The organism is Xenorhabdus eapokensis (genome assembly GCF_001908105.1).
The window spans coordinates 16,737-31,233 of sequence record NZ_MKGQ01000032.1; the positions used below are offsets into that span (position 1 = coordinate 16,737).

Sequence of the window (14,497 nt, forward strand, 5' to 3'; positions counted from 1 at the left end):
TTATCGATGAAGAATGATTTTGAAATCCGTACTGCCTCGCTATCTGCCAGTGATAAGAAACTGACAGGCTATGTGATTAAGTGGAACAGCCGATCACAAGTTTTGTGGGATGAATTTGTAGAACAATTCGCCCCTAACGCTTTTAGCGCCAGTCTAGCGGCAAGTGCTGATGTCAGGGCACTTTATGAACATGATCATATGAACCTGTTAGGCCGCACTACGTCCGGTACATTGCAACTTAGCGAAGATACTACCGGATTACGTTTCGAACTCACCCCGCCTGATACGCAGCTAGGACGCGATGTGCTGACACTGGTTGAGCGGGGTGATATTGCCGGAATGAGTTTTGGATTCAGAGCAATAAAAGATCAATGGGATACAAGTCAAGAGCCGTATATCAGAACTGTTTTAGAAGCTGAATTACGAGAAATCACCATCACCAGTTTGCCTGCCTATCCTGAAAGTGGCGTTGAAATTGCCAACCGCTCATTAAACGCAGACAAGCCCTGCAATGTGGATTTGCGCCATTACTGGTTGCAACTGTCCGAGGTGTGATTATGTGGCCTTTTAAGCGTAAAGCCGCTGAGACTCGTAGTATCAGTATTGATGAGTTTCTTTCTCTGGCAGGCATGGTTAATACCAAATCGGGCGAGCATGTTTCACCCTCGACCGCCGAAGGTTTACCTGCCGTGATGAATGCCGTCACGGTGATTAGTGAAGCGGTCGCCACTATGCCCTGTTATCTCTATCGGGTTCAACATCATCAAGGCAAAGAGTCCCGCGCATGGTTGAGTGATCATCCGGTTGATTATTTGCTTAATGAATGTCCTAACGATTGCCAAACACCGTTTCAGTTTAAGCGCACGCTGATGCGTCATTGTCTACTGAATGGTAATGCTTATGCCGTAATTGTCTGGGGCAAAGACGGACAGCCACAATCGTTGCACCCTTACCCACCGTCAGCGGTTGTGCCGCAACGATTATCGGATCACCGCTTTGCTTACACCATCACCGAACCCTATAGCGGCAAGGTCAAAACCTATCTACAGGAAGAAGTTTTGCATTTGCGCTATGCCACCGAAGATGGCTTTCTTGGTCGCTCACCCGTCACTATTTGCCGAGAAACATTGGGTTTAGGATTGGCGCAACAGCGGCACGGAGCAAGCATCATGAAAGAGGGCATGATGGCAGCGGGCGTGATTAAAGCCGCTGACTGGCTGGATGGCATCAAGGGTAATAAAGCATTGGAAGCCCTCGAACGTTATAAAGGCGCTCGTAATGCGGGGAAAACGCCCATTCTTGAAGGCGGGATGGAGTACCAGCAATTAGGCATGAGTAACCAAGATGCCGAATGGCTGGCCTCCCGTCGCTTCACGATTGATGATATCGCCCGTATGTTCAACGTCAGCCCGATCTTTCTGCAAGAGTATTCGAACAGCACCTACAGCAACTTTAGCGAAGCCTCTCGCGCCTTTCTGACCATTACCATGCGCCCGTGGCTCGCCAACTTTGAGCAGCAAATCAAATCTGCCTTACTGATGAATTCACCAAAACGGGGCATTCGTTATCAAGTGGAATTTGATACAGCCGACCTGCTTCGCGCTAATCCGAAAGAACGTTTTCAGAGTTATGAAACTGCCATTAAATCCGGCGTGATGTGCCCGAATGAAGCCCGCGAACGGGAAGGGTTATCGCCCCGTGCCGGTGGCGATGAATTCAGTCAGGCATGGAAACAAACAGTGGAAATCAAACAACAATCGGAGGCCAAAAAATGAGAGCAGGCAGATTACGGCATCGGATAACGATCCGAAAAAATGAAGCCAGTCGGGGTAAATTTGGTGAAGTACTCAATAACTGGGTGGATTTAGCCACGGTCTGGGCAGAAGTGAAAGCGATTAGCGGGCGGGAGCTGGTGGCCTCCGGCGCCGTGTTCTCAGAAGCCACCGTGCGTATCTGGCTGCGTTACCGTGCTGATGTGACTACAGCGAACAGCATTACCTTTCACGGAGCGAACACGACGGGCACAGCTTTTAGCATTATGGCGGTCATCCCCGATGCGAAATACACCCGCCTAGAGTTACTTTGCAAGGGAGGGATATTCCGATGAGCCAGATTGAAATTCCCTTGAACGAAATCAAACAATATTGCCGATTGGATGAGAGCAATACCCTTGATGATGCCTTACTCATGGGCTATGCCGCCGCCGCGCTTGAAGTCTGTCAGCAACATATCGGTAAGCGGTTTGGTGATAATCTGGTTTTTACCCCAGCGATTAAAGTCGGTTGTCTGCTTTATATTGGCTTGTTGTATGAGAATCGGGAAATGGCAACCGATGTTGAGCTAAAAGAAGTGCCTTTTACCATCAAATCACTGTGGTCTGTCTATCGGGATGTGGGGATCTACTGATGCCGTGGCAACCATTAAGGCGTTGTAGTTATCCGAGTTGTAAACAACGGGTACAGTCCGGTCGCTGTGAGGAACATCGGCGGGAACAGAACAGGCAGCGTGGTACACGTACCGAACGTGGCTACAGTAACCGGTGGGGACGTTATCGACTGCAATACCTGAAAGCCTATCCCTTATGTGTCCATTGCCTCGAACAAAACAGTTACACACCCGCCACCATTGTGGATCACATTATCCCAATCAATGGTGATAGTGATGTGTTGTTTTGGCTTGCCTCCAACCATCAAGCGTTATGCCAGACTTGCCATAACCGTAAGACCGTCCAGACAGACCCCATCTCCAAAGCCAAGCGCAAACAGGGAAGCTATCAGGAGCAGGAGGAAGAAGCGGCACGATTGTTGAAATTCGGAATAATAACTAAATGAAATAACGGGGAGGGGTATCAAAAATGACAAACATCCCTCTGAGCGGAACCGCCCCCTCCTTCAATTTTTACGCACGGCAATTTTTTTGAAAATAAATCACAAGGAACAGAGAACATTATGGCAAGAGCGCCCAAACCGCCTACTTATTTAAATGATATTGCCGCCAGTCAATGGAAGGCCAAAAGCAAAATCTTAAACGAGCGGGAAGACCTAAACGCCGCCGACTGGAACAACTTAGAGCTGTATTGCGTCAACTATGCCATTTACCGAAAAGCCGTGGCAGACCTTGATATCAGGGGCTTTAGCATTGTGAATAGTCAGGGCAGTGAAAGCCGTAATCCCTCATTGAGTGCCAAAGCCGACGCTGAAAAAATCATGATAAAAATGTCTTCATTACTGGGTTTTGATCCCGTATCACGGCGCAAAAATCCGGTGGAAACGGAAGAAGAGGACGAACTAGACCGACTATGAACGTATGGGAACAGTACGCTTTTGATATCGAAAACGACACAATTCCGGCCTGTAAACGGGTAAAACAGGCGGTGAAACGCTATCTTAACGACCTGAATAACCCACTTTATGTGTTTGATTCGGAGGTTGTGACGCGGTTTATTGCATTTTCCCGCTACTGTCCGCACGTCAAAGGCCACTTGCGCGGTAAACCCATCATGCTTGAGCCGTGGCAGCAGTTCGCCTTTGCTAATCTGTTCGGCTTCAAAGTCAAAGCAACCGGACGCCGGAAATATCGCAGTGCTTACATTCAGGTACCGCGCAAAAATTCTAAGTCTACCGTTGCCGCAATACTGGCTAACTGGTTTCTGGTGATGGAGAACGGGCAGCAGGATATCTACACCGCCGCCGTGAGTCGGGATCAGGCACGTATTGTGTTTGATGATGCCCGGCAAATGTGTCTGTTATCAAAACCGCTTAAAAAACGGGTCACTGTCCAGCAACACAAAATAACCTATCCGAAGAGCAACAGCCTGTTAAAACCACTGGCCGCCAAAGCCGCCACGATTGAGGGGACTAACCCCAGTCTGGCAATTGTCGATGAGTACCATTTGCACCCTGATAACGCTGTCTATTCTGCCCTTGAGCTAGGAATGGGCGCACGTCCCGAAGGTATTCTGTTTGCCATTACCACTGCGGGCAGTAATGTAATCTCAACCTGTAAACAGCACTATGATTATTGTTGTCAGATATTGGATGGCGAAGAACAAAACGAATCGTTATTTGCCCTGATTTACGAGCTGGACCACGAGAACGAGATTGATGATGAAGCCCTTTGGATCAAGGCCAATCCCAATCTGAATATTTCCGTGGATAGTACCGCTTTGCATGACACCATCCAGAAAGCACGAGGTATTCCGTCACAATGGACAGAAATGCTCACCAAACGCTTTAATATCTGGTGTCAGGGGGAAACGCCGTGGATGGGCGAAGGCGCATGGAAAGCCTGCCAGACAGATTATGATGAAAACGACCTCAAAGGCTTGGAGTGCTACGCCGGACTGGATCTCTCTTCCACAGGCGATATCACCAGCGTCTGCTACATCTTCCCCGTGGATAACGAACTGTTATTACTGACCCGCCATTACCTGCCCGAAACCCAGCTACAGAATCCCGCCAACAAGAATCGGGCTGTTTATCGCCAGTGGGTACAAATGGGCTGGATACGTACCACACAAGGCGATTGCATTGATTATGACCGTATCCGTGATGACATTCTCAAAGACAGCCAATGTTTTGATATCAAGCTGGTGGGCTTTGACTCATGGAATGCCACACACTTACGCACCCAATTACAAGGCGCGGGGCTGGATGTTGAACCCTTCCCGCAAACCTATATGCGTTTTAGCCCAGTGGCAAAATCGGCTGAGGTGTTTGTTAACCGCAAAATCATCCGTCACAACGGTGATCCGGCTCTCGCGTGGGCGATGTCTAATGTCGTGATGGAAACGGACGCAAACGCCAATATCAAACCGAACAAGAAGAAATCCGCGAATAAAATCGATCCTGCAATTGCATTTCTGATGAGCTTTGGCACATGGCAAGTAGAGCATGAAGAGTTTGTGTTTACCTTAAGTGAGGTACAACAGCTACGTCTTAACACATTTAATGGGATATAACGCAAAAAGGTAAACACTTTTACTGATTCGCTTATTGAACCAGATAAACCAATTAGTTAAAGTAGCCTTGCCATTAGCAAAATCTAGTGGTCAGGGATTTGCAACCCTGAGTCAAGAACACTGGTAGGATGTTTCTACCAGTGCGCCTGCTATCACCCTTTCAATGGTGGTTCAGGTAGGGGAGGCTTCGGCCTCGCCGGAATCTTGACCCGGTATTGCAAACCCTGTCTGAATCGCCACCATCAATTTTATTACTTAATGAAAGGGATAGCTGGAATGATTGATATAAAAAAAGACTGGCATCAAGCTGATATAATCGCTGCATTACGTAAACGTGGTACAACCTTAGCGGCTGTTTCTCGTGAAGCAGGACTCAGTTCATCTACACTGGCAAATACTCTTAGCCGTCCGTGGCCTAAAGGCGAATGGATTATTGCTAACTATCTTGAAATACATCCCTCTGAAATTTGGCCTAGTCGCTATTTTGATCAGCATGGTCAACTTATTGAGCGCAGGATTCGCAAAGTTTCTACTGAATAGTTTGATGCTAGTGAAACAAGCCATGAGAAAAAATAATATTTTTGATTATTAATTTGATACTCATGGCTATTTTTTATTTTGCACTATTTTTAGATAAATATAATAACTCAATTATTTAAACTTATAGTTGTTATCTCAACAAATAATAGGAATGAAGTTACCATGTTCTCATTTTAAACAATCTTCCACTTTCGTTTTCATCATGTAAACGAAGGACAATTTCTTCATCATTAAATGCGCTAATTCCAATATTTTCGTGCGGAGGCATATCAGAGTCAATTAGAGTTATAATTTGCTGCAATCCAAAATCAGAGTAGTTTCTAATTACTTTTAATAAATTCTCTTTTTTCCTGTCATCTAGCGATTCAAATACTCCATCATGATAAACAAAACGTGGGAATTTATGAATTGAATTGGCTCTAAGTATAGCCATGTCGAATGCTATACATAAAAGTTTTCGATAAGTAAAACCCAAGTCTGCGCTTGTCGAATTTCCTAATTCATCTAAAATATCAGCTTTAAACTCAAGATGCCCCTCTTTATTTGGAAATACTCTTAAAAGAGCGTTACGGTCAATAACACTATCAACAATCTCACTAAAATACAGCCTGATTGATGAAAAAAGACTGTCTGATTGAGCATTTTGTTTTTCAACATTTAGTTCTATTGATACTTGCAATTGTTCACATTCGCCTTTTAAGTTTCTAACTTCTGTTCTAAGTTCTTGCAAACGATGTATAACTTGTTTCTGCTTTTCTAATGACACTATATCTGCTTTTAATATTACCATTTCATTAGAGTATTTTTTATATTTATCAAAAATGTCAGTGCTACTTAAAAATGATAATTTTTCGGACCTAATTCCCCCTAATTTATTTAATTCTTTATTTATTTCTTGCAGTTCATTATCTATATCTATTAATTCTTCCAGTAAATATTTGTTTCTTTCTTCCGTAATAGCTTTGTTAAATGAAATGAGTTGATGAAAATCTTTTTTTATCTGCCCTTCAAAAAAAACTCCAACTTCTTTAAATAATTTCATTGCTTCATCTGGATTGAATAAAATGTCACCTTGTTTTAAGGATGATTTTATTTTTCTTTTGTTTTGACTTAAATAATACCTTCTTTCATTTAGCTCAGATATTTTTGAATTAATTTCATCTACTAATGACTTTGTTTTTTCTTTATCAAAATCTCGAAAATCAAAGGTGTTTAATAAAATTTGTTTTTTCTCTGATTCTTTTTGTTTTAATAATAACAATCCTTCTATTTTACTAATGTCATCTATTGAACCACCGAGTTCATTTTTGAGAATGTTTTTATTTTTTTCCTTCTGATTTAAGTCAATTTCCTTACTATAAAGTTTAGATATTAATTCAGAATTAAAACCTAACACGTGAGATAAAAATGGTTTCCAGTCAGAATGCTTAGATAAAAATTTACTCAACTGAAATACATCTAAATAGTCTTTTTGTGTACGTAGTAAATATCCAAGCATGTTCCTAAATGACCACGGACTCAATGCCCTAAAATCAAGAAAACCATCAAGTAAAATTTTTGCTTTATCAAATGAAATATTTTTATGATCCCATTTTTCAATAGAAAGAAAAGAAAAATCTTTATGTCTATCTGAGTGTTTTTTAAAGCAAATTTTTGATGGCTCTTTTACACTCCTACGTATAGTTAGATAAGAAAACTCATCAATCTTTATTTCTAGAAAGAATATAAACTCCTCAAAAACATTCATATGCTTAAAAAGGAAAAAGTTTTTTTCACGTTTTGATAAAAGAACAAAGTCTATTAGTCTCCCTAAGGTAGTCTTACCTAGGTTATGAGTATCCTTGCGTCGATTTTCTGGTAAGCGTATCTCAGCTAAGATAACATTCAGGCCTGGCCCAAATTCTATAGGCTCAAAGAGGTCTGATTTATTTGAATATATTTTAGATAGTTTCATTAGGCCCTACATATTCTATAGAATCAATTTTTGTATGATATTCAATCAAACCCATCAAAAAAAGAAAATTCAATGCAGGTAAAAACAGCACTTCCCCACTGTTGATAGTTTTCTTTGCATAGTTTCTCAGTTTATCATAAGAAACCACCCTCTCGTTTTTAAGAAGAACAAGCATTAATAAGGACATGCTTATGATCGTACGATCTGGGTGAGAATGTTTAGAAGGCCTAATCATATGATGTCATTCCTATATCACAATTCCAATACATATAGAATAACACAGCTCGAGTTAGGCGTTTATTCTTATGTTGCTTTAACACCGGGTCACGAGAGATTAACAAATCATATAAATATTCTAAAACTTCATCAAATGATTGATGATTTTTTCTCTTGGAAATTATTTTAAAATGAAAATCCTCAGCAACACCTTCGTACAATTGTAAAAATTTATCATTTTCAGGTGCCGCTAAAAATGCTTGTATTTCTGCTGTATCTTTAAGATATTTTTTCAGCATAGATTGGGAATAGCTAGGTGTCATGGAATTTATCTGATTCTTATCTTCATAAGAAGTTCGTTCTGTAGGCGGAATATCAGATACATTACCAATAATGTTAACCTGTCGTGCTAAGGCTTCAACTACTTCAGCAAGCTCATCTGAACTTACAAGAAGTGGAGAATCAATTGGATCAAGGTCTGCCAGTTTTGCAACTTCGGGAAAACGCTTCAACCAGAGATTCAGTTGTTCTATTCCACATAAATAAATTGAAGATAATTGTATGTTGCATCTCTGAGAAATATACTCGACTATTTCCGCCTCTGCGTTTCCTGTTAATCTACGGTTAGAGAATAGCATATAATAATCCAGTTGATTATTATTTACCATATCTATAATTCGTGGGATTTCTTTTTCAATAACAGTATTTTTAGATGATCTACTAAAAAAATTGAATTCTGAAAAACTTTTATTTTGTCCATTAGTATGTTTAGCTTGAATAATAACAGTTCCTTTCCAAGGCTGAGATTTATTTGGGAACTGTTCTGCAATACCTATAAATTTAGCATCTTTCCCTCCATCAGGGCCCTTAGCAAAACCTTGAACAGAAATTCCAAATAAAGATTGACATAGTACTACGATCAGATTTTCAAATTGTTCATCACTTAAGTTCTCATAAGCATACGTCATAAATATTTTCTTCAAATTCAAGTAATTATGTAAGTCAATATTAAGACACTAACTGAAATAAAAGTTGATTTCTTTTACATAGAACACAAAATTGAAATTTTATTAACATCTTAGTAATTCGAAATATAAATTAAATCATATAAGTTTCAAGAATAACTATAACAGTTGTTATTATAAGTGTGTTGCTAAATAAGAGACTCCATTTTGGACTAAAAATCTGATTTGGGTTTTGTCATTAAAGTAGCAGTATCAGATTGTGTATTACCTTTCCATCCTTAAAAAGGTAGTTATTTATATATAAATCAATCAAGAAAATTTACATGGGGGCATTTTTGGGGGCATGCAAGATAATTGAACTAAATAAAATTATTTAAAAACAATCAATTAAATTATTTTATCGAATCCTGTAGGAGCAAAGCCGAAAGAAAAACCCTACAAACTTGCAGATGGTGGCGGACTATATCTATTGGTTAACCCGAATGGCTCTCGCTATTGGCGGTTAAAGTATCGGATCGCAGGTAAAGAAAAATTACTCGCATTGGGGGTATATCCTGAAATCTCCCTTGCCGAAGCACGAACCAAGAGAAATGATGCGCGGAAGAAGCTATCGGATGGTAATGATCCAATAGAAGAAAAGAGAGCAGAAAAGGCCGCCAGAGCTTTTGCGGTCAATAATAGTTTTGAGTCCATCGCCGTTGAGTGGCACGAACATAAGCGCCCCAATTGATCAAAAGGATATGCCGAAGACATTCTGGAATATCTGAAAAAAGACATCTTTCCGTATATTGGTAAACGTGCTGTTACCGAGATTAAACCTGCTGAAATACTGGCTGTGCTGCGAAAAATGGAGCAACGTGGCGTTTTGGATAAACTGAAAAAAACCAGACAGGCGTGTCGGCAAATTTTTACCTATGCCGTTATTACCGGACGGGCTGAATTCAATCCCGTTACTGACCTTGCCAGCGCACTGAAAACTCCCAAACAAAAGCACTTCCCACACCTTTTAACCGACCAGATGAATGATTTTCTTATCGCCCTGAGTGGTTATAGTGGCAGCCAAGTGACGCAATCAGCGACACGTATGCTGATGCTGACCGGAGTACGTACTATTGAGCTGAGAGAATCGGAATGGACTGAATTCGATTTCGATAACGATCTCTGGCAAATCCCCGCCGAGCGAATGAAAATGCGTCGCCCTCATATTGTCCCACTGTCAAATCAGGTTAAAAGCATTCTTATTAAACTGCATGAGATTACAGGACGCGGGAAATACGTTTTCCCCGGTCGTAACGATGCGGGTAAGCCAATGAGTGAGGCAGCCATCAATCAGGTTATTAAGCGTATTGGTTATGACGGCAGGGCAACAGGCCACGGTTTCCGCCATACCATGAGTACTATCCTGCATGAGCAAGGCTATAACACAGCTTGGATTGAAACTCAGCTTGCTCATGTTGACAAGAACAGCATTCGTGGTACTTACAACCACGCTCAATATCTGGATGGTCGCAGGGAAATGCTGCAATGGTATGCGGATCATATGGAGATGCTGGAACGAGGCGAAAATGTGCTGATTGGAAAATTTGGCAAAAGGGCGTGAATATATGATGATTTTTTACGCAAGTGTGCCCGTGGCACACGCGCCTATTTTTCATACAACATACAAATAAAAAGTCGAATTTCCTATAAAAAATAAATTCAACAAATCGGAAAAACAATTAACGCTGTTCATTTAGTCTTGCTTTTTAAATAATCCGCCTGTCATCAAACAACGTCCACGATGAGCGCTCAAGGACTCGGTAACAGGAGAAAAAATATGACAATGATAGTGTCAAAGGAAAACCTTATTCGTTTGCCGGAAGTTCAACGCAGAACGGGTTATAGCAAAGCGTGGATCTATAAACTGATTAGTGCCGGGGAGTTTCCAAAACAAATCAAACTCGGCTCCCGCTCCGTTGCCTTTATTGAATCAGAAATTGATAACTGGATTGCCCAGCGGATCGCTGAATCACGAGCAGCATAACAGCTAAAAGAACATGGCATAAGAAACGTAATATAAAAAAACAACGCCCCAGTGTGGTGGAACACATCTGAGGCGTCTGACCACAACGTAAAGGAGACTTACGATATGGCTGATACACAGTCTAACCAAACTCACCCTAAATTTACACATTCAGATAATACAGGCAGCCAAAATCCACTTGACCTGATCCAAACCGTGAAAAAATTCGCTATGCATCATTGGGAAAATCTGCTGCCTGCTTGTGGCATCGATATCCCGGGAAAGGGTAAACATGGTGCTTGCCCTGCTTGCGGTGGTACTGACCGTTTTCACTTTATTGATGATCACCATCACGGCAATTGGCATTGCCGCCAATGTGATGCTCCAAACTATGGTGACGGGCTGGATTTAGTGGCAAGAACCAAAGGAATTTCCATCACTGAGGCAGCAAAAATCATTGCAGGCGTACTGGCATTGCCTTTGCCAGAATCCAAGCCCGCCAGAGAAACCATTCAAACTACGCAGTCAATTGCCGAAAAAGTGGCATCACTAATGGCGCAAACTGTCGCTGGTCAATCGCCCTATCTGGCTGCAAAAGGGCTGGATTTTCCTAATCAGCGGCTATTGCTCAATAATTCGACTTTGTTGGCACTGACAACACTGGATAAAAAAGTAACAGGTGCACAAATCATCAAGCCGGATGGAACAAAAAAATTACTGTCCGGTAGCCAGAAAAAAGGCGCATTTATTGCCCTGTCAGAGCTGGAAGCATTCCCAGACACAGTGATTATTACCGAGGGCTATGCTACGGCACTTACAGTTAGCCAGCTTTATAAAGGCACTGTTCTGGCAGCATTGGATGTTGGCAATTTATCTTCGGTTGCCAACGCTGTTCGGGAACGTTGGTCAGGCACAAAAATTATTATTGCAGCAGATAACGACTGGCATCATCCTGACGAACTGGATAAGCACGGCAAACCGAAAGTGAATATCGGTAAGATCTCAGCAGAAAAAGCAGCTACTGTGGTTAGTGGTTGGGTTACTTTACCACCGACAGAGCACAAAGCTGACTGGGACGATTACCGCCAACAATATGGTGTGGAAAGGGCAAAGCTGACCTTTGCTCAGGGGCTTTATCAACCCGCACGAACAAAGAAAAAAGCAACCGCTCAACCTAATGATACCGAATCTTCCAAGCTGACATTATGCCAGATGGGAGCCAGCCTGCGCGGGGAAGTATTACTGGCACGTTATGACGGTGATTTAGCATTGGATGGCGCTTCGGAAACCGTGCATCACTATGATGGTATTGTCTGGCGTCCAGTCAGTGACCGTGATTTAAAACGGGAAATGGTGGCAGCCTTTATGGAAGAGAAACTACCGTACTCACCGCATGGTATTAGCTCTGCGGTGGATGCCCTTAAATTACAGCTTCCCATGATGCAGCAACCAAAGCGACACTTAATCGGGTTCAGTAATGGCGTGTTTGACCTGAAAGCCTGTCAGTTCCGGTCTCACCGTAAAAATGACTGGCTGTTGCTTGCCAATGACGTTGAATTCAATTCCCCTGTTTCGGGGGAAACTCTGCAAAATCATGCACCGCAGTTCTGGCAATGGCTTAACCGGGCAACAGCCAACTGTGAGAACAAGTTTGATCGCGTACTGGCGGCGCTGTTTATGGTATTGGCGAACCGTTACGACTGGCAGCTTTTTCTGGAAGTCACAGGTGCCGGAGGCAGCGGCAAAAGCATCTTTGCTGAAATCTGTTCAATGCTGGCAGGCAAAGGCAACACTGTTTCTGCGAGTATGGCCGCGCTGGAAAACCCGCGGGAACGGGCGCTGATTGTGGGATATTCGTTGATTATCCTGCCAGATCAAACTCGCTATGTGGGAGATGGCTCCGGCATCAAAGCCATTACAGGCGGGGATGAAGTCGCTATCGACCCGAAGCATAAACAACCTTATTCAACCCGCATTCCTGCGGTGGTCTTGGCGGTAAACAATAATGCTATGAGTTTCAGTGATCGCAGTGGTGGCGTATCACGGCGTCGGGTAATCTTCAATTTTTCCGAAGTTGTGCCGGAAAATGAACGTGATCCACTTCTACGGGATAAAATCGCAGCAGAATTGCCTGTGATTATCCGACATCTGCTTTACCGCTTTGCTGATCCACAAACTGCAAGGCGTTTACTGGCAGAGCAACAAAAATCCGTAGAAGCGCTGGATATTAAACGCGGTACAGATCCACTGGTCGATTTTTGCGGCTACCTGATTGCGTCTAAGGAAACTGACGGCCTGTTAATCGGTAATGCGGAGATTGTGCCGTTCAATCCCCGTAAGTACCTTTATCATGCCTACCTTGCCTATATGAAAGGTAATAACCTGAATAAACCTGTTTCCGTAACCCGTTTTGGTATGGATATGCCGGGCGCACTGGCAGAGTACAACCAGCATTACCTGCGCAAGAAAAGCAAATACGGCATTCGTAGTAATCTGAGCCTGAATATCGACACGGCTATTGAGTGGATGCCAAAACTAACAAGGAATGACCAGCCAGAAGAATAATTTATTCTTATTGAAGACATTTTTCCAAGAAAAATAAAAAAGTGTTCACCACTGTTCATTCTGTAGTTTAAATTAGATATATCAACATATTATACCAATCTAACTTGAAGATGCAGGTTTTAAAATCTGAAAATTATCAGTCAGTCGAGTCGTGAGCTCTTTCGCTTTTTCTGGCAAAGTGACATGAAAAAAAGTGACGAAGAGTTTCACGGAAGGTCTTCGCATCCGGAAAATAGATATTGTTACGCACTTGCTCATTCATATACTTCCACAATCGCTCTATCGGATTGAGGTTTGGGCTGTAAGGCGGGAGGTAATGCAATTCAATATTCAGGACATACGCAATATCTTTCACCAACTCGGCTCGATGGTAACCCGCTCCATCCAGAATGAGGTGGATTTTTTGCGAAAGCGGGTAAGTTTCTCGGAGCGCACCGAAGAAATAGGCGATATTTTCGGCATTGATGCGCGGATATTCACGGATCACGGTGTCTTCAATCCGTTGTAAATTCAGGGCGCCCAGAATATTGAGACGGGTACGACTGCCGGTGGTTTCGATCCCTTTTACCTGATTTTTTCCTGCTTTCATCCAGCCATAGCTGAGCTTTGTGGACTGTGAAGGATGCACCGCATCAATAAATAGGATCGGTTCATTCTGCCCCGCTTCCTCTTTCAGTGCCTTGTAGTCATCAATAAATTGTTGCTGTTTGTGCGCATCGAATTTATGAGGAACACCCTTGGGTTTTTTATAGCTGAAACCTTGGCGGTGAAGCCATTTTGTCATTCCGCCCACGCTGAAAGAAACCTGCCAACGGGCTTGGACATAGGCCACAATTTGGGTTGTGGTATGCATCAAATTGGCGGTCAAATAATCAATCAGGTCGGCGGTTTGTTCGGCAGAGAGATGGCTTTCAGAGCCGCCATTTTCTGGGGTGAGCTTTTCCTGCGCGATAAAATCTTTCAGGTGACGGCTGACCGTACTTTCATGAATACGCAAGGCCTGTGCAATCATCTGAGCAGTCCAACCTTCTGAGGCCAAAAGCACCGCCTTAATGCGATCACAGACTCGACTGTCGCGAGTAGTATCATGCATCAATTCAAGGGCGTGTTTTTGTTCTGGTGTCAGATGAATTTTCATGGTTGCAAGCATGATCTGATTTGGATAAGAAATCAAGCATCTTCAATGGCGATTGGTATAAATAAGCTTTCATAATAACGATACACTCATTTTTCTCACTCCCGGTTGTTGCCCTGATGAAAAGGCGGTCATAAATTCTTCAACGCACACTAAGAGT

Annotated in this window: 13 protein-coding genes and 2 pseudogenes; 11 read left to right on the forward strand and 4 right to left on the reverse strand. The window is 42.6% G+C overall.

Annotation, left to right across the window (positions count from 1 at the left end; translation table 11 throughout):
- Nucleotides 1-6: 6 nt before the first annotated feature.
- From Xedl_RS16075 to Xedl_RS16110, 8 genes are all read left to right on the forward strand, one after another.
- Entirely contained in the window at nt 7-555 is a 549-nt protein-coding gene (locus Xedl_RS16075; RefSeq protein ID WP_074024796.1) for an HK97 family phage prohead protease, read from the forward strand.
- Between the two features lie 2 nt (nt 556-557).
- A complete protein-coding gene (locus tag Xedl_RS16080; RefSeq protein WP_074024797.1) occupies nt 558-1,775 on the forward strand; it encodes a phage portal protein in 1,218 nt (405 codons plus the stop codon).
- Nucleotides 1,772-2,107, forward strand: coding sequence for a phage head closure protein (locus Xedl_RS16085; protein WP_074024798.1), 336 nt, complete (start codon nt 1,772-1,774; stop codon nt 2,105-2,107). The genes Xedl_RS16080 and Xedl_RS16085 overlap by 4 nt, the downstream gene beginning before the upstream one ends.
- Complete coding sequence (locus tag Xedl_RS16090) at nt 2,104-2,406, forward strand: head-tail connector protein (protein ID WP_074024799.1); 303 nt, start codon at nt 2,104-2,106, stop codon at nt 2,404-2,406. The genes Xedl_RS16085 and Xedl_RS16090 overlap by 4 nt, the downstream gene beginning before the upstream one ends.
- The gene (locus tag Xedl_RS16095; protein ID WP_074024800.1) at nt 2,406-2,831 is read left to right on the forward strand and encodes an HNH endonuclease signature motif containing protein; all 426 of its coding nucleotides are present in this window, start codon (nt 2,406-2,408) and stop codon (nt 2,829-2,831) included. The genes Xedl_RS16090 and Xedl_RS16095 overlap by 1 nt, the downstream gene beginning before the upstream one ends.
- 117 nt (nt 2,832-2,948) lie before the next feature.
- Nucleotides 2,949-3,302, forward strand: a complete 354-nt coding sequence (locus Xedl_RS16100) for a phage terminase small subunit P27 family (RefSeq protein ID WP_074024801.1) — start codon at nt 2,949-2,951, stop codon at nt 3,300-3,302.
- Nucleotides 3,299-4,960: a terminase large subunit gene (locus tag Xedl_RS16105; protein ID WP_074024802.1), complete on the forward strand. Its 1,662-nt coding sequence runs from the start codon at nt 3,299-3,301 to the stop codon at nt 4,958-4,960. Before Xedl_RS16100 ends, Xedl_RS16105 begins: the two co-directional genes overlap by 4 nt.
- A 276-nt stretch (nt 4,961-5,236) precedes the next feature.
- The gene (locus Xedl_RS16110; protein WP_074024803.1) at nt 5,237-5,500 is read left to right on the forward strand and encodes a helix-turn-helix domain-containing protein; all 264 of its coding nucleotides are present in this window, start codon (nt 5,237-5,239) and stop codon (nt 5,498-5,500) included.
- A 157-nt stretch (nt 5,501-5,657) separates the two neighbouring features.
- Here the strand turns inward: Xedl_RS16110 and Xedl_RS16115 are convergent, their stop codons facing one another.
- The 3 genes from Xedl_RS16115 to Xedl_RS16125 are packed head-to-tail and all read right to left on the reverse strand — an operon-like array spanning nt 5,658 to nt 8,638.
- On the reverse strand, nt 5,658-7,454 hold the full coding sequence (locus Xedl_RS16115) for a DUF2326 domain-containing protein (protein ID WP_074024804.1): 1,797 nt from the start codon (nt 7,452-7,454) through the stop codon (nt 5,658-5,660).
- Nucleotides 7,441-7,689 carry an ABC-three component system middle component 8 gene (locus Xedl_RS37540; RefSeq protein WP_074024805.1) on the reverse strand — a complete coding sequence of 83 codons (249 nt, stop codon included), beginning with the start codon at nt 7,687-7,689 and terminating at the stop codon, nt 7,441-7,443. Before Xedl_RS37540 ends, Xedl_RS16115 begins: the two co-directional genes overlap by 14 nt.
- Nucleotides 7,682-8,638 (reverse strand): ABC-three component system protein, encoded by a 957-nt coding sequence (locus Xedl_RS16125; RefSeq protein WP_074024806.1) that lies wholly within the window; start codon nt 8,636-8,638, stop codon nt 7,682-7,684. The genes Xedl_RS37540 and Xedl_RS16125 overlap by 8 nt, the downstream gene beginning before the upstream one ends.
- A 388-nt stretch (nt 8,639-9,026) precedes the next feature.
- On the opposite strand from Xedl_RS16125, the pseudogene Xedl_RS16130 reads away from it, so the two are divergent.
- The 3 genes and pseudogenes from Xedl_RS16130 to Xedl_RS16140 all read left to right on the forward strand — a co-directional run bounded on the left by Xedl_RS16130 (nt 9,027) and on the right by Xedl_RS16140 (nt 13,202).
- Nucleotides 9,027-10,235: pseudogene (locus Xedl_RS16130) on the forward strand (tyrosine-type recombinase/integrase).
- A 216-nt stretch (nt 10,236-10,451) separates the two neighbouring features.
- Complete coding sequence (locus Xedl_RS16135; RefSeq protein WP_074024807.1) at nt 10,452-10,658, forward strand: helix-turn-helix transcriptional regulator; 207 nt, start codon at nt 10,452-10,454, stop codon at nt 10,656-10,658.
- 105 nt (nt 10,659-10,763) lie between these two features.
- A complete protein-coding gene (locus Xedl_RS16140; protein ID WP_074024808.1) occupies nt 10,764-13,202 on the forward strand; it encodes a toprim domain-containing protein in 2,439 nt (812 codons plus the stop codon).
- Nucleotides 13,203-13,301: 99 nt separating this feature from the next.
- Here the strand turns inward: Xedl_RS16140 and Xedl_RS16145 are convergent.
- Nucleotides 13,302-14,340 (reverse strand): annotated as a pseudogene (locus Xedl_RS16145) (IS630 family transposase).
- Nucleotides 14,341-14,497: the final 157 nt, after the last annotated feature.